General features: G+C 56.9%; 18 protein-coding genes. 16 read left to right on the plus strand and 2 right to left on the minus strand.

Annotation, left to right across the window (positions count from 1 at the left end; genetic code table 11):
- The first annotated feature begins 11 nt into the window (after nt 1-11).
- Nucleotides 12-854 carry an oxidoreductase gene (locus LK04_RS06625; protein WP_039332181.1) on the plus strand — a complete coding sequence of 281 codons (843 nt, stop codon included), beginning with the start codon at nt 12-14 and terminating at the stop codon, nt 852-854.
- A gap of 307 nt (nt 855-1,161) precedes the next feature.
- Here LK04_RS06625 and LK04_RS06630 read toward each other — a convergent pair whose 3' ends face one another.
- Complete coding sequence (locus LK04_RS06630) at nt 1,162-3,327, minus strand: putative bifunctional diguanylate cyclase/phosphodiesterase (protein ID WP_039332179.1); 2,166 nt, start codon at nt 3,325-3,327, stop codon at nt 1,162-1,164.
- 311 nt (nt 3,328-3,638) lie between these two features.
- Between LK04_RS06630 and phnF the strand changes: the two genes are divergently transcribed.
- The 14 genes from phnF to phnE (LK04_RS06700) all read left to right on the plus strand — a co-directional run bounded on the left by phnF (nt 3,639) and on the right by phnE (LK04_RS06700) (nt 15,033).
- Nucleotides 3,639-4,355: a phosphonate metabolism transcriptional regulator PhnF gene (gene phnF / locus LK04_RS06635; protein ID WP_039332177.1), complete on the plus strand. Its 717-nt coding sequence runs from the start codon at nt 3,639-3,641 to the stop codon at nt 4,353-4,355.
- The gene (gene phnG, locus LK04_RS06640; RefSeq protein ID WP_039332175.1) at nt 4,352-4,801 is read left to right on the plus strand and encodes a phosphonate C-P lyase system protein PhnG; all 450 of its coding nucleotides are present in this window, start codon (nt 4,352-4,354) and stop codon (nt 4,799-4,801) included. The genes phnF and phnG overlap by 4 nt, the downstream gene beginning before the upstream one ends.
- Complete coding sequence (phnH, locus tag LK04_RS06645; RefSeq protein WP_039332173.1) at nt 4,798-5,373, plus strand: phosphonate C-P lyase system protein PhnH; 576 nt, start codon at nt 4,798-4,800, stop codon at nt 5,371-5,373. Before phnG ends, phnH begins: the two co-directional genes overlap by 4 nt.
- Complete coding sequence (locus tag LK04_RS06650; protein WP_039332171.1) at nt 5,373-6,449, plus strand: carbon-phosphorus lyase complex subunit PhnI; 1,077 nt, start codon at nt 5,373-5,375, stop codon at nt 6,447-6,449. The genes phnH and LK04_RS06650 overlap by 1 nt, the downstream gene beginning before the upstream one ends.
- Nucleotides 6,442-7,290, plus strand: a complete 849-nt coding sequence (locus tag LK04_RS06655; RefSeq protein WP_039332169.1) for an alpha-D-ribose 1-methylphosphonate 5-phosphate C-P-lyase PhnJ — start codon at nt 6,442-6,444, stop codon at nt 7,288-7,290. Before LK04_RS06650 ends, LK04_RS06655 begins: the two co-directional genes overlap by 8 nt.
- Nucleotides 7,280-8,041 (plus strand): phosphonate C-P lyase system protein PhnK, encoded by a 762-nt coding sequence (gene phnK, locus LK04_RS06660; RefSeq protein WP_039332167.1) that lies wholly within the window; start codon nt 7,280-7,282, stop codon nt 8,039-8,041. The genes LK04_RS06655 and phnK overlap by 11 nt, the downstream gene beginning before the upstream one ends.
- Before the next feature lie 127 nt (nt 8,042-8,168).
- Complete coding sequence (phnL, locus tag LK04_RS06665) at nt 8,169-8,873, plus strand: phosphonate C-P lyase system protein PhnL (RefSeq protein ID WP_039332165.1); 705 nt, start codon at nt 8,169-8,171, stop codon at nt 8,871-8,873.
- Nucleotides 8,870-10,006: an alpha-D-ribose 1-methylphosphonate 5-triphosphate diphosphatase gene (phnM, locus tag LK04_RS06670; RefSeq protein ID WP_039332163.1), complete on the plus strand. Its 1,137-nt coding sequence runs from the start codon at nt 8,870-8,872 to the stop codon at nt 10,004-10,006. The genes phnL and phnM overlap by 4 nt, the downstream gene beginning before the upstream one ends.
- Entirely contained in the window at nt 10,006-10,542 is a 537-nt protein-coding gene (gene phnN / locus LK04_RS06675) for a ribose 1,5-bisphosphokinase (RefSeq protein WP_039332161.1), read from the plus strand. The genes phnM and phnN overlap by 1 nt, the downstream gene beginning before the upstream one ends.
- Nucleotides 10,539-11,309: a phosphonate metabolism protein PhnP gene (gene phnP, locus LK04_RS06680; protein WP_039332159.1), complete on the plus strand. Its 771-nt coding sequence runs from the start codon at nt 10,539-10,541 to the stop codon at nt 11,307-11,309. Before phnN ends, phnP begins: the two co-directional genes overlap by 4 nt.
- A gap of 78 nt (nt 11,310-11,387) precedes the next feature.
- Nucleotides 11,388-12,218: a phosphonate ABC transporter ATP-binding protein gene (gene phnC, locus LK04_RS06685; protein ID WP_039332157.1), complete on the plus strand. Its 831-nt coding sequence runs from the start codon at nt 11,388-11,390 to the stop codon at nt 12,216-12,218.
- 26 nt (nt 12,219-12,244) lie between these two features.
- Nucleotides 12,245-13,174: a phosphonate ABC transporter substrate-binding protein gene (phnD, locus tag LK04_RS06690; RefSeq protein WP_039332155.1), complete on the plus strand. Its 930-nt coding sequence runs from the start codon at nt 12,245-12,247 to the stop codon at nt 13,172-13,174.
- 114 nt (nt 13,175-13,288) lie between these two features.
- Nucleotides 13,289-14,152: a phosphonate ABC transporter, permease protein PhnE gene (phnE, locus tag LK04_RS06695; protein WP_039332153.1), complete on the plus strand. Its 864-nt coding sequence runs from the start codon at nt 13,289-13,291 to the stop codon at nt 14,150-14,152.
- Complete coding sequence (gene phnE, locus LK04_RS06700) at nt 14,149-15,033, plus strand: phosphonate ABC transporter, permease protein PhnE (protein WP_039332151.1); 885 nt, start codon at nt 14,149-14,151, stop codon at nt 15,031-15,033. Before phnE (LK04_RS06695) ends, phnE (LK04_RS06700) begins: the two co-directional genes overlap by 4 nt.
- Here phnE (LK04_RS06700) and LK04_RS06705 read toward each other — a convergent pair.
- Entirely contained in the window at nt 14,987-17,572 is a 2,586-nt protein-coding gene (locus tag LK04_RS06705) for an ATP-binding protein (protein WP_039332149.1), read from the minus strand. The two genes, phnE (LK04_RS06700) and LK04_RS06705, sit on opposite strands and share 47 nt — an antisense overlap.
- A gap of 145 nt (nt 17,573-17,717) precedes the next feature.
- Here LK04_RS06705 and LK04_RS06710 point away from each other — a divergent pair, with 145 nt between their 5' ends.
- Nucleotides 17,718-19,223, plus strand: coding sequence for a sugar ABC transporter ATP-binding protein (locus LK04_RS06710; RefSeq protein WP_039332147.1), 1,506 nt, complete (start codon nt 17,718-17,720; stop codon nt 19,221-19,223).
- Nucleotides 19,224-19,233 lie beyond the last annotated feature (10 nt).

Below are 19,233 nucleotides of genomic sequence, written 5' to 3' on the forward strand. Positions count from 1 at the left end.
GGGATTTCATAATGGCTTCAGCAAACACACCGGTTTGGTTTATTTCGGGGTGCTCCACCGGCTTTGGTCGTGAACTGGCACAGCAAACCATTGCGCGGGGTTTTAATACCGTGGTGACCGCACGCGACCTCAGCAAGGTGCAGGATCTGGTTGCGGGCCACCAGAACGCGTTGGCGGTAGAGCTGGATGTAACCGATCAGAGCAGCATTCATCGCGCTGTCCACGCCGCACAGGAGAAGTTCGGCAGCATCGATGTGCTGGTGAACAATGCCGGTTATGGTTATCAAAGTTCGGTGGAAGAGGGCGATGAAAACGAAATTCGTGCGCAATTTGATGCCAACGTGTTTGGCCTGTTCGCCCTAACCCGTGCGGTACTGCCAGGGATGCGCAAGCAGCGTCGTGGGCATGTGATTAACATCACCTCTGTGGCCGGTTTTATTGGCTTTGCCAGCTCGGGTTACTACTCTGCCAGCAAGCACGCGGTTGAAGGCTGGTCTGATTCGCTGGCGCTGGAAACCGCGCCTTTAGGCATTCATGTGACCTGTGTTGAACCGGGTCCGTTCCGCACCGACTGGGCGGGACGTTCGTTGCATCAGACCCCCAGTACCTTGCCAGAATACGCCGATACCGCTGCCGCACGTATGAAAGCCACCTCCGCCTACAGTGGCACGCAAGCGGGCGACCCCGCACGCGCCGCGACCGCGATGATTGCCATCACGGAACATGACAACCCTCCCCGCCATCTGGTGATGGGCGCATGGGGTTATGATGCGGTGACGAACAAACTGAAAGAGCGTCTGGCACAGATTGAGGCATGGAAACAGGCGTCGTTAGACACGGATTTCCCGTCATAATTTTATAGTAATGCTAGACAGTTCAGCGCTGATGATAACGCCGTCTGGGGCCGCACCGGGGCTGGCGGTCCTCGCGCCGCTTCGCGGTGCCTTCACTTCACTCGTCTGCCTTACGGACCGGTGCCGATGGAACATCCATGTTCCAGCGCCACCTTTCGCCCGCGTCCTGCGGGCTCTCCTGGCATACTCACTCCGTTCAGCGCTGCGGATGCCAGCCCCGGAGCGGCCCCAGCCTGCTCATTAGCTTCAGTGCGTGTTGTCAGTAAGGGCTCATTTCCTGAGGCCATGACGTCCTCTGCTGAATGGACTACACCATCTTCTCAATCTCTTCGTACGGCACTGCCTGGCTGAATAAATACCCCTGCAATTGATTGCAGCCAGCGTCGGCGAGGGCGTTTTTCTGGCCTTCGGTCTCGACGCCTTCGGCGGTGACGGTTAAACCCATGGCGTGTCCGAGCCGCACCACCGATTCGATAATCGCGGTCGAGTTTTGCGCGACACCCAATGATTGGGTGAACGAACGGTCGATCTTGATTTTATCCACCGGGAAAGTGCTGAGGTAATTCAGGCTGGAGTAGCCAGTGCCGAAATCATCCAGCGCGATGCGGAAACCGGCTTCGCGCAGCGCAATGATATTGTTACGCGCTTCGTGTTCATCTTCGATTAACACGCCTTCGGTGATCTCCAGCTCCATATGCTGCGGGTTGGCGCCTTCTTCGCGCACAATCTCAATAATCCGTTCAACAAAGCCGCTGGCGCGGAACTGCACCGGTGAGACATTCACTGCCACTATCACCTGCGGCAGCTTTAACGAGGTTTTGCAGGCTTCGCGTAACACCCATTCACCGAGCGGGATAATCATCCCGGTCTCTTCAGCGATGGCGATAAAATCACCTGGCGAGACGTCACCGCGAACGGGGTGGTGCCAGCGCAGCAGGGCTTCCAGGCCGACCACGCGCTGCCCACTGATCTCCATCAACGGCTGATACCACACGCGCAGCCCAGCGAAATTGACCAACGCATGACGTAAGTCTGTCGCCATCTGCTGACGGGTGCGCAACGATTCGTCCATCACTTTCTCAAATTGACGATACTGGCCGCGTCCGCTGTTTTTAGCTTCATACAGCGCGATATCCGCTTTGCGCATCAACTCCAGACGATCAATGCCATCTTTGGGTGCTAATGCCAGCCCAATACTCACGCCCACCCAACCCTCACTGCCTTGCAGATCATAGGGTTCACTAAGCTCGCTGATAATACGTTTTGCCAGCGCCTGCACCTGACCAATGTTATCGACGTCCGGCATGATAATGATGAACTCATCGCCGCCAATGCGTCCGACAGTATCACTGGCTCGCAGAATGTGGGTCAGACGTCGTGCAACCTCTATGATTAGCTCATCGCCGGCATGATGGCCGTAGGTATCGTTGATGTTTTTGAAACGGTCGAGATCGAGCAGCAGCAACGCCACCCGCTGATCGTGTCGCGCGGATGCGGCCAGCGCCTGGGTTAAACGATCTTCCACCAAGGCGCGATTGGGCAGACCGGTCAGCACGTCATGAAATGCCAGATGCTGTGCCTGGGCTTCGCTGGCACCCAGTTTCAACAGCGACTGTGACAGGTTCAGCGATGACGTCCAGATACGCCGCACCATAAAAAGGCAGAGCAAGGTAATCAGAATCACGGACAGCAAGGTAGAAGGCCCCAACATCCGCAACATTTGTGCGCCCGGCTTATCAGGCTGCCAGGTGAGGTAGCCCACGGCATCACCCTGTTGGGAATTGAGTTGGTAAAGTGCATCGGTGCCTTTCTGCGGCGTACCGTCGCTAAAGTGTAACTGCTGTAACTGACTGCGATCGGCCAGATTACGCAGATAGCCGTCATCGAGGAATTTAATGCTCACCAGCCGATAGCGACCCGCCTCCCGCGTGCTACTGATATCTCCCACCGCCAGTGCGGCCGCACGCGGACCAATACGGACAAAGTCGGCGCGATCGCTGGGTCCCGCCACTTCATCGCTGCTCACTACCAGTGGGCTACGCAGCATCTCCAGCAGGTAATGGCCGATGCTGTCGGCGGATACACGCTGGCCGTTGCGCCACACTGCCAGCGGTTGATTATCCCGATCCAATAGCAGAATCAGTTGATGATCGAACATATCGTATAGCCAGCCGCCGATATTTTGATCCAGCCAGCTTTGGTCAGGTGTGCCTGAAGCCAGCTGATTCGCCAGCGGCGACCAGCGCGTCAGGCTGCGCAGCTGGCGCAGGTGTTCGCTCAGACTTTGGGCAAACGACGCCTCAATCATTCGCTGCTGCTGCGAGCGCGCTTGATCGTTGGTCAAAGAGGTGCCCCAAAACAGGCCAACACCTGCTCCGGCAAAGGTTAAAACTAAAATCGCCACTAAAGGCAAAATCACTTCCCGAACAAAATTGCGGCGAAAACCGTCGGAAAGTTTTATTGTGTTAATCATTTCAGGGTTCGCGTAACAAGGAGGGGTCACTTAATAAGTTAGCAGAGTTTCTGCAAGCTGCATCCTGTAAGGCTATAGATAAATGAGTGAAAATAAGTGAAATTTTTTTGATGACTGTCACAAAGGCAACAGTTAAAAATATTTTATTGAAACGCCAGCCGTTTCGCTTCAATTCTTCTGTCCTAATTCAAATTCATCCTCGCGTCATTGAGCCGTCACGGCGTTGTCATCTGGCTCGCGCACTGTAGTCGCCATCCCGCAGCAACCTTCGCTGCGTTCCTCAACCTGAAGCGAATGAGGTATTGAGCGTGATGGAGATATCCAGACATCCGACCACTGTATATCAGGCGGTCGCCGCCCAACTGGAGCAGGCACTGCAAGAGCGTTATCGCTGCGGTGACTATCTGCCTTCCGAACAACAGCTGGCCGATCACTACGAAGTTAACCGCCACACACTGCGTCGTGCGGTGGATGAACTGGTCAATAAGGGGCTGCTGCAGCGTCGCCACGGTGTCGGCATATTGGTGCTGATGCGCCCTTACGATTACCCACTGCATGCGCAGGCGCGTTTCAGCCAGAACCTGTTAGAGCAGGGCAGTCATCCCACCAGTGAACGCTTGTTAGCAGTGCTGCGCCCGGCCAGCAGCGATGTGGCCAGCGCATTGGCCATCAATGAAGGCGACAACGTGATTCACCTGCGCACCCTGCGCCGTGTCAATGGCGTGCCGGTGTGTGTGATTAACCACTTTCTGCCTGAATTAAGCTGGTGGCCGACGTTACAACAGTTTCAGAGCGGCTCATTGCACGACTATATGCAGCAGCATCTGGGCCTGGATTTAACCCGTTCGCAAACCCGTATCAGTACCCGTCGCGCACAGGCGAAAGAGTGTAAACAGCTGGAGATTGCGCTGCAGTCACCGCTGTTGTGTGTGCGCACCCTGAATAAACACCGTGACGGTCAGGTAGCGGAATACTCCGTCAGCCTGACGCGTGGCGACATGATTGAACTCACCCTGGAGCATGAATGAAACAGCAAACCGCCCGCCAGCATTGGCTTGCGGTGCTGGCGCACAGTGACGCCAACACCCTGAATGCCCACTGGCAATCGCTGCACCTCAATAGTGATTTCGAGTCTGTGCGTCCGGCTGAAACCGGATTGACTCGCCTGCAAGCGCGCATGGGGGGAAGCGGTAAACGCTTCGTGATGGGCGATGCCACCGTCACGCGTGCAGTGGTGAAACTGCACGATGGCACGCTGGGTTTTAGTTATGTGCTGGGACGCGATAAAGCGCACGCCGAACGTTGTGCGTTGATCGACGCGCTGCTGCAACAGCCAGAAACCCACGCGCTGTTGCAGGAAAAATTAATTGCCCCGCTGGCGGCACTGCGAGAAGAGCAGCGTCAGCTGCGCGCGCGTGAAATCGCCAGCTCTAAAGTGGATTTCTTTACGCTGGTTCGCGGAGATAACTCATGACATTACTGGCCAGTTTTAACCATCCGGTTGCCGATTCACAGCGTGCCTTCCGCCGCATCCTGAAAGCCATGAGCGAGCCAGGCGTTATGGTCTCTCTGCCCTTGCAACAGGGTTGGGGCGATTTGTCGCCTGCGGCAACCGCCGTGTTACTGACGCTGGTGGATCAGGAGAGCGCGTTGTGGATAGACAACCGCATTGACAGCGAGATGCTGCGCAGCAACCTGCGTTTCCATACCGGTGTGCCGATTGTTGAACACCGTGATGCGCCTTTTGCCCTCACTCATGCGGCTGCCAATCCCGATCCGGCGCAGTTTGCGGCCGGCGACAATATGTCACCGGAGAAAAGCACCACGCTGATCATCGAAGTGCCCGCGCTTAACGGCGGTCTAACCTTGCGTCTGTCTGGCCCTGGGCTGCGTGAACCCCGTGCGATTGCGCCGCAACTGCCGGAAGCGATTCTGACCTATCTGCGTGAGCGCCCCCATCCATTCCCATTGGGTGTCGATCTGATTTTCACCTGTGGTGAAGCGATGATGGCACTGCCACGCACCACCGATGTGGAGGTGTGCTGATGTACGTCGCGGTTAAAGGGGGCGAAAAGGCGATAGCCAGCGCGCACGAGCTACAGGCGGATTTACGCCGTGGCGACCGCGATGTGGCCGAGCTGGGGTGCGATCAGGTCGCTGGCCAGCTCGGTCTGGCGGTGGATCGTGTGATGACCGAGGGCGGTATTTACGATCCGCAGTTAGCCGCGTTAGCGATTAAGCAAGCCAGCGGCGACATGGTGGAAGCCATTTTCCTGCTGCGTGCCTACCGCACAACTTTGCCACGCCTGGCCGACAGTCTGGCGCTGGAAACCGACGAGATGCGCATCGAACGACGTATCTCTGCGGTTTATAAGGATTTACCTGGCGGTCAGGTACTGGGCCCCACATACGATTACAGCCATCGTTTGCTTGATTTCACGCTGCTGGCCAATGGCGAGACGCCTGCTGCACCGCGCGACGATCAGTCGTTGCCAGAGCATTGTCCGCATGTGTTCAGCATGATGACCCGTGAGGGGCTGGCGGCGCGTGAAGAGGATGACGGCAGTGAGCCTTGTGACATCACCCGTGAGCCACCAGGTTATCCCGCCAGCCGCGCCGCCCGTCTGCAACAGCTGGTGCGCGGCGACGAAGGCTTCCTGCTGGCGTTGGGCTACTCGACCCAGCGCGGCTACGGACGTAACCATCCGTTTGCTGGTGAGATCCGCACCGGCTATCTCAGCGTATCCATCTGCCCGGAAGAACTGGGTTTCGAGATTGATATCGGCGAAATCCTGCTGACGGAGTGTGAAATGGTCAATGGCTTTACCACGCAAACCGAAGGTGCGCCGCACTTCACCCGTGGTTACGGCCTGGTGTTTGGTCGTTCAGAGCGTAAAGCCATGGCGATGGCGCTGGTCGATCGTGCCTTGCAGGCCCCGGAGTACAACGAACGGATCGCCGGCCCGGCACAGGACGAAGAGTTTGTGCTGTCACATGCGGACAACGTTGAAGCGGCAGGTTTTGTTTCGCATCTGAAACTGCCGCACTACGTCGATTTCCAGGCGGAGCTTGAGTTGCTGAAACGGCTGCGCGAACAGGTTCAGGAGCAAAACGATGAGTGAGTTAACCGGCTATAACAACGGTTATCTGGATGAACAAACCAAGCGCACCATTCGCCGCGCCATTCTGAAAGCGGTCGCGATTCCAGGTTATCAGGTGCCGTTTGCCGGGCGTGAGATGCCAATGCCGTACGGTTGGGGTACCGGGGGTATTCAGATCACCGCCAGCATTATTGGTGACAGCGACGTGCTAAAGGTGATTGACCAGGGCGCGGATGACACCACCAATGCGGTGTCGATCCGTCGTTTCTTCCAGCGTGTTAGCGGTGCAGCCACCACCGAAGCCACCAAAGACGCAACCTTGATCCAGACGCGTCATCGCATTCCTGAAACGCCACTGGAAGAGGATCAGGTGCTGATCTTCCAGGTGCCGATCCCGGAGCCGCTGCGCTTTATTGAGCCACGCGAAACCGAAACCCGCACCATGCACGCGCTGGAAGAGTACGGAATTATGCAGGTGAAACTGTATGAGGATATCGCCCGTTATGGCCATATCGCCACGACCTATGCCTATCCGGTCAAGGTCAACGATCGCTACGTGATGGACCCCTCACCGATTCCGAAATTCGACAACCCGAAGATGCACATGATGCCTGCACTGCAGCTGTTTGGTGCCGGACGTGAAAAACGCATCTATGCGCTGCCGCCGTATACCAAAGTAGAAAGCCTCGATTTCGATGACCACCCGTTCACCGTGCAAAGTTGGGATGAACCCTGCGCACTGTGCGGTTCGCGCCACAGCTATCTCGATGAGGTGGTAATGGATGATGCCGGTACGCGCATGTTTGTCTGCTCCGATACCGATTTTTGCCACCAGCAGCAGGAACAACAGCATGCACAGTGAACAGCCGCTGCTTGCGGTCAACAATCTGACGCACCTTTATGCGCCAGGCAAAGGCTTTGAAGATGTCAGCTTTGAACTCTATCCGGGTGAGGTGCTGGGCATTGTTGGGGAATCCGGCTCGGGTAAAACCACCTTGCTGCGCAGCCTGTCGGCCCGGTTAGCGCCGCAGCAGGGCAACATTCTTTATCGCGCCCAGGATCTCTATCAACTGAGTGAAAGCGATCGTCGCCGTCTGCTGCGCACGGAGTGGGGGGTGGTGCATCAGCATCCGCTCGACGGCTTGCGCCCGCAGGTCACGGCAGGCGGCAATATTGGCGAGCGCTTAATGGCCGTGGGTCAACGCCATTATGGCGACATCCGCAAAGAGGCGATGCGCTGGTTGCAGGACGTTGAGATCCCGGCCAACCGTATTGATGACTTGCCGACCACCTTCTCTGGCGGCATGCAGCAGCGTTTGCAGATTGCACGCAACCTGGTGACCCAGCCCACGCTGGTGTTTATGGATGAGCCAACCGGTGGTCTGGATGTGTCGGTGCAGGCTCGACTGCTCGACCTGCTGCGCACCCTGGTGCGTGAGCTGAATCTGGCGGTGGTGATTGTCACTCACGATCTCGGCGTGGCGCGCTTGCTGGCGCACCGTTTGCTGGTGATGAAGCAGGGCAGAGTGGTGGAGAGCGGTCTCACCGACCGGGTGCTGGACGATCCGCACCATCCTTACACCCAACTGCTGGTTTCATCGGTATTGGCGTAACGTTTTTGCCAGGTGCGCATCAATGCGCACCCTACAACATCGGGTCACGACCCTTAGTAAGAGTGGGCTTGGAGCGTTGTAGGGGCGCCATTTATGGCGACCTCGAATCAAACATCAGGACATCAACATGCAACCTTTATTGCGCGTAGAGAAACTCAGCAAAACCTTTGTGCTGCACAACCAGAGCAGTGCCGCGCTGCCGGTATTACAGGACGCCAGCCTTGAAGTGTGCGCCGGTGAATGTGTGGTGCTGCATGGCCGCTCGGGTAGCGGAAAATCCACGCTGCTGCGTGCGTTGTACGGCAATTACCAAGCCAACAGTGGCCACATCTGGCTGCAACATCAGGGCGAATGGATCGATATGGCACAAGCCCCTGCACGCCAGATCCTGGCGATTCGCCGCGAAACCGTGGGCTGGGTAAGCCAGTTTTTGCGCGTGATCCCGCGTGTGCCGACGCTGGAAATCGTGATGCAACCGCTGTTGGAGCGAGGCGTGGAGCGCGCGTTCTGTGAAAAACGAGCCAAAGAGCTGCTGACGCGGCTAAATGTGCCAGAGCGTTTGTGGTCGCTCGCGCCGTCCACCTTCTCTGGTGGTGAGCAGCAGCGTGTGAACATTGCGCGTGGCTTCATTGCCGACTATCCGGTGCTGTTACTGGATGAGCCCACTGCCTCACTCGACAGCGCAAACAGCGCCGCCGTGGTGGAATTGATTGAACAGGCGCGTGCACGGGGTGCCGCCATTGTAGGTATTTTCCATGACGAAGCGGTGCGCGCACGCGTGGCCGATCGCCTGCACGTCATGCAGCCGGTAAAAACAGGAGCAGAAGCATGATCGTCAACAACGTCCGTCTGGTGCTGGAACAGGAAGTGGTGTCGGGTTCACTGGAGATCCGTGATGGCCGCATTGCCAGCTTCAGCGACAGCGCCAGCCAACTGCCGGGTGCGCTGGAGGGGGAAAACGCCTTCCTGCTGCCTGGGCTGGTAGAGCTGCATACCGATAACCTCGATAAATTTTTTACCCCTCGCCCAAAAGTCGATTGGCCTGCACATTCGGCTATGAGCAGCCACGATGCACTGATGGTCGCCAGCGGCATCACCACGGTATTAGATGCCATCGGCGTGGGTGATGTGCGCGACGGCGGCCATCGCATCGAAAACCTCAGCAAAATGATCAACGCGATTCAGGACAGCAACCGCAAAGGCATTAACCGGGTTGATCACCATCTGCATCTGCGCTGTGAACTGCCACACAACACCACGTTGCCGCTGTTTGAAACGCTGATGAGCACACCGGAGCTGTCACTGGTGTCGCTGATGGACCATTCGCCAGGCCAGCGTCAGTACGCGTCGCTGGAGATGTACCGCACCTACTATCAGGGCAAGTACTCGCTCAATGATGAGCAGATGGATCAGTTTGAGCGTGAGCAGCTGGCGCTGGCCGCTGAATTCTCCACGCCGAACCGCAATGCCATCTCCAGCCTGTGCCGTTCACGTGGTATTCCGATTGCCAGCCACGATGATGCGACAGCGGCACATGTGGCGGAATCATATGATGTAGGCAGCACCATCGCTGAGTTCCCGACCACCCTTGAGGCGGCACGCGCTTCACGCGAGTGCGGTATGCAGGTGCTGATGGGCGCGCCGAACATTGTTCGTGGGGGATCGCACTCCGGGAACGTGGCGGCATGGGAGTTGGCCAGCCATGGCCTGCTGGATATCCTGTCATCCGATTACTATCCGGCAAGCCTGCTGGATGCAGTGTTCCGCCTGGTGGCCGACGAGCGTAACAGCCTGACGTTGCCACAAGCCGCCGCGCTGGTGACACGTAATCCGGCTCGCGCGATCGGCTTGCACGATCGCGGGGTGATTGCCGAAGGACAGCGCGCCGATCTGATTCTGGCGCATACCGAACATGGCCATCCGCACATTCGCCACGTTTGGTCGCAGGGCAGGCTGGTGTTCTGATGGCACGGCTGATCTGGCTAACCGGGCCTTCGGGCTCGGGTAAAGACAGCTTGTTGAACGCGTTACGCGAAGCGCCGCCCGAAGGGTTGGTGATTGCGCATCGTTACATTACCCGCCCGGCGGATGCTGGGGGGGAAAACCATGTCGCACTGAGTGAAGCGGAATTCCGGCGACGTGAAGCCCTCGGCTTGTTTGCCATTAGCTGGCAAGCGCACGGCCTGCATTATGGACTGGGCGAAGAGATCGACCACTGGCTGGCACGCGGGTTAAACGTGTTGGTGAATGGTTCACGTCTGCATCTACCGACGGTACAACAGCATTACGGTGCTGAGTTACTGCCGTTGGTGTTGCAGGTGTCGCCTGCGGTGTTGGAGGCGCGGCTGCGGCAGCGTGGACGTGAAAGTGAAGCAGAGATTAGCAAACGACTGGCACGCGCAGCGGAACCCTTGCCTGCGCACTGCCATCCGCTCAATAACGATGGCGCACTGAGTGATACGCTCGAGAAGCTGCGCCAACTGCTGGAACATCCGCCATGAAACTCACTTTTCTCGGAACCGGCGGCGTGCAGTCCGCGCCGCTGTTCGGCTGTGATTGTCACGCCTGTGAACGCGCGCGCCGCGAACCCCGACATGCACGCGCAGCCACCAGCGCAATAATCGACACCGGCAGTGAGCGCATTTTACTGGATGCAGGACGTCACGATCTGCATCAACGCTTTCGCCCCGGTGAATTGAGTCGCATCCTGCTCACCCATTTTCATATGGATCATGTCGCTGGACTGTTCAGTCTGCGCTGGGGAATCGGCGAACCGATCCCGGTCTGGGCACCGCCGGATGAGAAGGGGTGTGATGACCTGTTTAAGCACCCTGGACTACTCGATTTCCGCCCGGCACTCACGCCATTTGTGCCCCATCACTTCGGCGCATTGCAGGTGACGCCGTTGCCGTTACAGCACTCCAAACTCACCCATGGCTATCTGTTTGACTGGCAGGGTACACGCCTCGCCTGGCTGTGCGATACCTGCGGATTGCCACCGGAAACCGCAGATTTTCTTGACGGTCAACCCCTCGACCAACTGGTGATTGACTGCAACGACCCACCGCGAGAAAGCGTGCGTAATCATAATGATGTGACACGTGCATTGCAGATTATTGAACAGCTGGCACCGCGCCAGGCCTGGCTTGTCCACCTGAGTCATGAGATGGACCGCTGGTTACTGAATAATCGCTTACCTGACAATGTGCTGGCGGCAACCGATGGCCAAAGCATTGCCGTCGGCTCTGTTCACGCTGTCACCGTTTAATCACTTTACTGTCATCAAGTCTTCATCGGATTTGCCCGTAATAACGGGCAATCAAGACCTCAGAGAGTGGAGTGCATCATGGCACAGGCATTACTGAAAACTGTTATCGACAATCCTTACGTTCCACACGCCGGGCAGGGTAACAAGGTGCTGTCGGTACAGGGACTGTGCAAGGCCTACGGCGAAAACCGCGTACTGGATAATGTCAGCTTCGATCTGCATGCGGGCGAGCTGGTGGCCGTGATTGGTCGCTCTGGCGCAGGCAAATCGACACTGTTACACATGCTGAATGGCACCATCAGTGCGTCACAGGGGGCGATTCTCAGCAACCGTCCTAATCAAGCAGATCGTGATGTGGTGACGCTCAACAGCCGCCAGATGCGCGAGTGGCGTAGCGAATGCGGCATGATTTTCCAGGACTTCTGTCTGGTGCCGCGTCTCGATGTGTTGACCAACGTGCTGCTTGGCCGTCTGAGTCAGACCTCGACGCTGAAATCTTTCTTTAAAGTCTTTTCCGAAGCAGACCGCGCGCAGGCGATTGAGCTGCTGCAGTGGATGAACATGCTGCCGCAGGCGCTGCAGCGTGCTGAGAATCTCTCGGGCGGACAGATGCAGCGCGTGGCAATTTGCCGTGCACTGATGCAGAACCCGCGCATCCTGCTGGCTGATGAGCCTGTCGCGTCGCTCGATCCGAAAAATACCAAACGCATCATGGATGTGTTGCGTCAGGTGAGCGAGCAGGGCATCAGCGTGATGGTGAACCTGCACTCAATTGAACTGGTGAAGCAGTACTGCACCCGTGTTATCGGCATTCAGCGCGGCAAAGTGCTGTTTGACGGACATCCTTCTCAGTTGACCGACGGCCTGCTGCACGAGCTGTACGGCGACGAAATTAACCAGCTCCACTAACTCCCACGGCAAGAGAAAAACCACGAATGAAACTGACCTCTTTAGCTTTACTGACTGGCGCTCTGATGGCTTTTGGCGTTAACGCAGCGGATGCACCAAAAGAGTTGAACCTCGGGATTTTGGGTGGCCAGAACGCCACTCAGCAGATTGGCGATAACCAGTGCGTCAAAGATTTCTTCGACAAAGAGCTGAATGTCGATACCAAGATGCGCAACTCCTCTGACTATGCAGGCGTGATTCAGGGCCTGCTGGGCAACAAAATTGATATGGTGCTGAGCATGTCTCCAGCATCCTATGCGTCGGTTTATCTGCAGAACCCGAAAGCCGTAGACGTGGTGGGGATCGTGGTGGATGACAAAGACGGTTCTCAGGGTTACCACTCTGTGGTGATCGTGAAAGCCGACAGCCCGTACAAAAAGCTGGAAGATTTGAAAGGCAAATCATTCGGCATGGCTGACCCGGATTCAACCTCTGGCTTCCTGATGCCAAACCAGGCATTCAAGAAAGAGTTCGGTGGCACCGTTGACGATAAGTACAACAACACCTTCTCTAGCGTGACCTTCTCTGGCGGTCATGAGCAGGACATCCTCGGTGTGTTGAACGGTCAGTTTGAAGGTGCGGTGACCTGGACTTCTCTGATCGGTGATTACAACACCGGCTATACCTCGGGTGCTTTTGGCCGTCTGATTCGTATGGATCATCCAGACCTGATGAAGCAGATTCGCATTATCTGGCAGTCGCCGCTGATCCCGAACGGCCCGATCCTGGTCAGCAACAACTTACCCGCTGACTTCAAAGCGAAAGTGGTTGCCGCGATCAAGAAGCTGGATAAAGAAGATCACAGCTGTTTTGTTAAAGCGGTCGGTGGTGCTCAGCACATCGGTCCAGCCACCGTTGCGGACTATCAGAACATCATCGATATGAAGCGTGATTTGATGAAAGGTTCGCGCGGGTAATACCCATCGGTGCTGTCGTTGATAGAGGTGCGCATCAATGCGCACCCTACGTAGGGTCGCCATTAATGGCGACCAGATTCCCTCCTGCACCCTTTCCAACACAGGACATCCCCCTTGACCGATTTTGAACACTACTATCAACGTATCCGCCGCCAGCAAAAGCGTGACACTGTGCTCTGGTCGCTGCTGTTGGTCGCACTCTATCTTGCTGCGGGCAAGATGGCGGAATTCAATTTGGTCACTGTCTGGCAATCATTGCCTCACTTTTTCGATTACATCGGCCAAACGATGCCAGTGCTACATCTGTCGGTATTGTTCGCGGATGTGAAAACCGAAGGCTCACTGGCGTACTGGGGCTACCGTCTACACTTCCAGCTGCCGCTAATCTGGGAAACTCTGCAGCTGGCGCTCTCGTCAACCCTTGTTGCAGTGATCGTTGCCGCAGTGCTGGCCTTCTTCGCTGCCGATAACACGCAAACGCCACGCAGCGTGCGTATCGCTATTCGCGCCTTCGTCGCTTTTCTGCGCACCATGCCAGAGCTGGCGTGGGCGGTAATGTTCGTGATGGCGTTCGGAATTGGCGCGATTCCTGGTTTTCTTGCTCTGGCACTACACACCGTGGGTAGCCTGACCAAACTGTTTTATGAATCGATTGAGAGCGCGTCGGATAAACCCGTGCGTGGTCTGGCGGCCTGCGGTGCCAGCAAGTTGCAACGCATGCGTTTTGCTTTCTGGCCACAGGTGAAACCCACTTTCCTCTCATACAGTTTTATGCGTCTTGAGGTGAACTTCCGCTCTTCCACCATCCTTGGGCTGGTGGGCGCGGGCGGGATTGGCCAGGAGTTGATGACCAATATCAAACTGGATCGCTACGATCAGGTCAGCATCACGCTATTACTGATCATCGTCGTGGTATCGCTGTTGGATACCCTTTCAGGCTGGTTGCGCCGTCGCGTCGTGGAAGGAGAAATGAAATGATCGCCTTAGCGCCAGATGTGGCGAAATTGAAGCAAGAGCATCCCGCACTGTTCGCCGCGCAAAACCGTTACTTACGCCGTATTGCTATGGTGGCGCTCGCCGTAGTGCTGTATTACCTGTTCTTCTTTGAATTTTTCGGTATTGAGTGGAGCCGTTTTATCATTGGCTGCCAGCAGTTGAGTCGCTATTTCCTGCGCATGTTTGTCTGGCAGGACTTTGTTAACTGGCCGTTTGGCTACTACTTCACCCAAGTTGGTATCACGCTGGCCATCGTGTTCGTCGGGACGCTGACCGCATCCGCCATTGCACTGCCCGTGTCCTTTCTGGCGGCGCGCAATGTCATGCACGATCCCATTGCCCGTCCGATCTCTTTAGTGGTGCGATGCCTGCTCGATATACTGCGTGGCATCGACATGGCGATATGGGGTCTGATCTTTGTGCGTGCCGTGGGCATGGGACCACTGGCAGGGGTACTGGCGATAGTGATGCAGGATGTCGGGCTGCTTGGTAAGCTCTATGCAGAAGGTCACGAAGCGGTTGAGCGCTCACCCAGCCGTGGGTTAAGTGCGGTAGGGGCCAACAGTTTGCAGAAGCATCGTTACGGCATCTTTACCCAATCGTTCCCCACTTTCCTGGCACTGAGTTTGTATCAAATCGAATCCAATACCCGATCGGCGGCGGTACTCGGTTTCGTCGGCGCGGGCGGCGTGGGCCTGGTGTACGCCGAGAACATGCGCCTGTGGAACTGGGATGTGGTGATGTTCCTGACCATTATTTTGGTGGGCGTGGTGATGATTATGGATGTGATCTCCAGCAAGCTGCGTAAGCGTTATATCACGGGGAAACCGTTGCCGCTGTGGCAGCCTGCCGCGCGCGACTGAGCCTTTCTCTCCGCTGCCAGGCACGTTCCAGTGCCTGTGCCAACTGCACCTGTTGCCAGGGTTTCGCCAGCCGCTCACACAGCGGCAAGGTGACCTGGCTTTGGCGCAAATCCTGACCGCTGATCAACAGCGTGGCCAGCGTGGGCCACTGCTGTTGTGCCTGGCGAATCACATCGGCACCGTTGAGCGGGCCGGGTAGCATCAAATCACTGATCAGCAGTTCAATATCGGGCGTCTGGCGCAGCAGCGTGAGCGCGGACTCACCATCACCACACTCCAGTGTCAGATACCCAAGCTGATGCAGATGTTCGCATAATGTTTGTCGCACTGCCGGTTCATCGTCCAGCACTAACACCAGCCGATTGCTACTGTCGCCCGGAACAAAGGTGGATAAGGTGGCCTGAGGCTGCACCGCTTCCGGCGCACGCGGCAACAGCAGACGTATGGTCGTGCCCTGGCCGGGTGCGGTTTCGACTTCAATATGGCCGCCAGACTGTCTTACAAAGCCATACACCATCGACAAACCCAGACCACTGCCGCTGCCGGTCTCTTTAGTAGTGAAAAACGGCTCAAAAACCTGTTCACGCACCTCGGCTGACATGCCGCAGCCATGATCGATCACTTCAATGGTCACCCGATCACGTTTGCCTTCCGCCTCTTGTGTGCGCTGATTCCAGATGCGCAGGCGAATTTCACCACTCTGCTTCTCCATGGCATCACGGGCGTTGACCACCAGATTCAATAACGCGTTCTCCAGTTGTCCCGCATCGATCCATGCAGGCCAGCCGGGACGCTGCGCATCCACCACTAACTGCTGGCCGGGCAGCAGTGAATGTTGCAGCAGCGAATGCAGGTTATCGACCAACTCGACCACCGATACCGCACGCGGATAGAGTGCCTGCTTACGTGAGAACGCCAGCAGACGTTGCGTCAGTTGCGCCGCACGGTCTGCGGCCTGGCGCGCCCGTTCAACACGACTGGCGAGGGTGCCGGGTGGCAGTTGATCTACCGTCAATGCCAGACTGCCGATAATCACCGCCAGCAGATTATTAAAATCATGCGCGATGCCGCCAGTGAGTTGACCCACCGCTTTCATTTTCTGGCTGTGCAGTAGCGCCTCTTCCAGTGCCTTGCGTGTGGTGCGCTCTAACACCGTGTTCACCATGCCACGGCGGGGCACCGGGCTGAAGCGCAACTCCAGCGTGCGACCATCTGGCAGACGCACTTCCTGCGCATCTTGCAGACCGTTAAGCTGCACATTCATGCGTGTCAGCAGACGTTGATAATGTAGACCGCGATGCAGTTCACGCGGTGAAATACCCAGCAGTTCGGCGTATTGCGCGTTCCACACCACCAGTTGACCACTGTTATCAAACAGGGCAAAGCCATCACGCATGGCGAGGAACGTCGATTCCAGCTGATTACTTTTCTCTTTTAACAGCCGGGAGGTGTGTGCCAGCGAGGCGGTGTTGCGCGCGAACACGTTAAAGGCGCGAGCCAGATCGCCCAGCTCATCACGCCGCGCCAGCCCCGGTACATTGACGCTTTTCTCACCCTGTGCCAGTCGGGTCATGGCATGGGCAATCGCCGTGAGGCTCGATCCCAGATTGCGATAGATGTAGTAGCCCGCGTAGCCGGTGATCAGTAACGCCAGCAGCATAAACAAACCGATAAAGCCGATGATGGAATCCAGTTCCTGATGCGTGACGGCACTGCGCGTATCGCTTTGTTGCGCCACCAACTGGACGTACCGGGTGATGTCACTGTTGAGCATCGCCACCAGCGCTTTGATGCGATACGTCGCGTAGGCGATAGTGATATCGCTCTGTTCTAACTGTCCGGCGACAGGTTGCAGGCTGTGTAGGGTGTCGACCAGACGGTCGCGTTGCATGGCCAGTGCGTCCTGTAACGGTAACGCTGACCAGACCGGCAGAACCTGTTGTAACTGCTGCTCTGCAGCTTGCGGTGCGGTGGACTGAATTGCCACTTTTAATAGCGCATCGGTTTGCTGACGCAGCGGCAGAAAAGCGGCGTTACTCGCGAGGGTATCAATACGATTGAGCAGCAACTGGGCTTGCCATAAACCACTTAGCATCACGTTACGCTGCAGATGGCGCTGGTGGCCCTCACGTAACAGCTGACTGATGCTCTGTTCCAGCATCTGGCTGCGTTCGCGAATTCGCGCCAACAGCGCCGGTTGCTGTGCGGCTAAAGGAGCGTTTGCCAGCATCGACAATGACCGCTGTAAGGCTTGTTGCGTTTGCTGCAAGCGCGCCGACTCGCTTTGGTACTCCAGCGCGCCCACCACCTGCGCCAGCCGCACGGCGGCGGTGGCCACATTGGCGGTGTCTCTCGCCAGCGACAGACTGCCGTTCATATCGGCGAGTGTTTGTTCCTGCGCCTGTTCCTGAATGTGACCGGCGTGGCGAAAACCAAAAATAGCCACCAGACTCACCGCCAGCGTGACGCTCACTACCAGCAGATTGAACAGCAGCAGGCGACCCCGCGCGCCAGCGTGCCAGTGCAGACTCTGACTCATTGCGGTCTCTCCTTACCACTCCACCTCTGGCGAGTATAGAAGCGCCATCCAGGCGCAATATGACAAATATGAATGGCCGCTGACATTTTCCATTTATCTGGCGTTGCCACACTGGGCGGCAACAACTGGCAGTGGGAGCCTGGCGATGACGGCGACACCGATATTAGAAATGCGCGAAATCACCCGACGCTTTGGCAGCTTCTACGCGCTCAAAGGCGTGGACCTGACCGTATGGCCTGGCGAGGTGCACGCACTGATGGGCGAAAACGGTGCCGGAAAAAGTACGCTGATGAAAATTCTGGCCGGTGCCTATACCGCCAGCAGCGGGGAAATTCTTATCGACGGTAAGCCGTATGCCATTAAAGGCCCGAAAGAGGCACTGGCAGCGGGGATCACCCTGATTTATCAGGAGATCAATCTGGCACCCAATCTGACGGTGGCAGAGAACATCTTTCTCGGCAGTGAGATCACCCGAGGGGGGCTGGTCAAACGTCGACAGATGGCGGAAGAGGCACAGCTTGTCATTAATCGTCTGGGTGCTCAGTTTAGCGCCACCGATCTGGTCAGCACGCTGAGCATTGCCGAGCAGCAACAGGTGGAGATCGCCCGCGCGCTGCACCGCAACAGCCGCATTCTGGTGATGGATGAACCCACCGCAGCACTCTCCAATCGCGAAACCGAACAGCTGTTCGCTTTGATTAAGCGTCTGCGCAGTGAAGGCATGGCGATCATCTATATCAGCCACCGCATGGCAGAAGTGTATGAGCTTTCAGACCGCGTCAGCGTACTGCGTGACGGACAGTATGTTGGCAGTTTGACGCGCGATCAGCTGAATGCCAGCGAGCTGGTGCGCATGATGGTCGGTCGGCCGCTCAGCGATCTGTTTAATAAAGACCGCACCATTTCGTTTGGCGAAATTCGCCTCGCCGTTAATCACCTGACGGATAACCGCAAAGTGCATCCCAGTAGCCTGGCGGTGCGCGCGGGTGAGATTGTCGGACTGGCTGGGTTGGTGGGGGCAGGGCGCAGCGAACTGGCACAACTGATTTTTGGTGTGCATCAACCCAAGGGCGGCGAGATCTGGATCGATGGGGAAAAGGTCAAGATCCAGTCTCCACGTGACGCCATTGCGCGCGGCATTGGTTTTCTCACTGAGAACCGTAAAGAGCAGGGGCTATTCCTTGAGTTGGCGGCACAGGAAAACATTGTGATGGCCACGCTAGAGCGCGACGCCAGCTACGGACTGCTCAACCGCCGTAAAGGACAGAAGATTGCCAGCGAAGCCATTGAATCGCTGAATATTCGCGTGCCCCATGCGCAGGTGCGTGCGGGCGGCTTATCGGGCGGTAATCAGCAGAAGTTACTGATTTCACGCTGGGTGGCCATTGCGCCCCGCATCTTGTTGTTGGATGAACCGACGCGTGGGGTGGATGTCGGTGCCAAGAGCGAAATTTACCGCATGATGAATCAGATGGCGCAGCAGGGTGTGGCGATTTTGATGATCTCCAGCGAATTGCCTGAAGTGGTGGGCATGAGCGATCGCGTGTATGTGATGCGCGAAGGCAGCATTGCCGGTGAGCTGAGCGGCGCAGAAATCAGCCAGGAAAACATAATGACACTGGCCACCGGCGCACAGCCGGTTCAGGCCTGAGGAGACCGAG

Source organism: Pantoea vagans, assembly GCF_001506165.1.
Classification (GTDB): domain Bacteria; phylum Pseudomonadota; class Gammaproteobacteria; order Enterobacterales; family Enterobacteriaceae; genus Pantoea; species Pantoea vagans_C.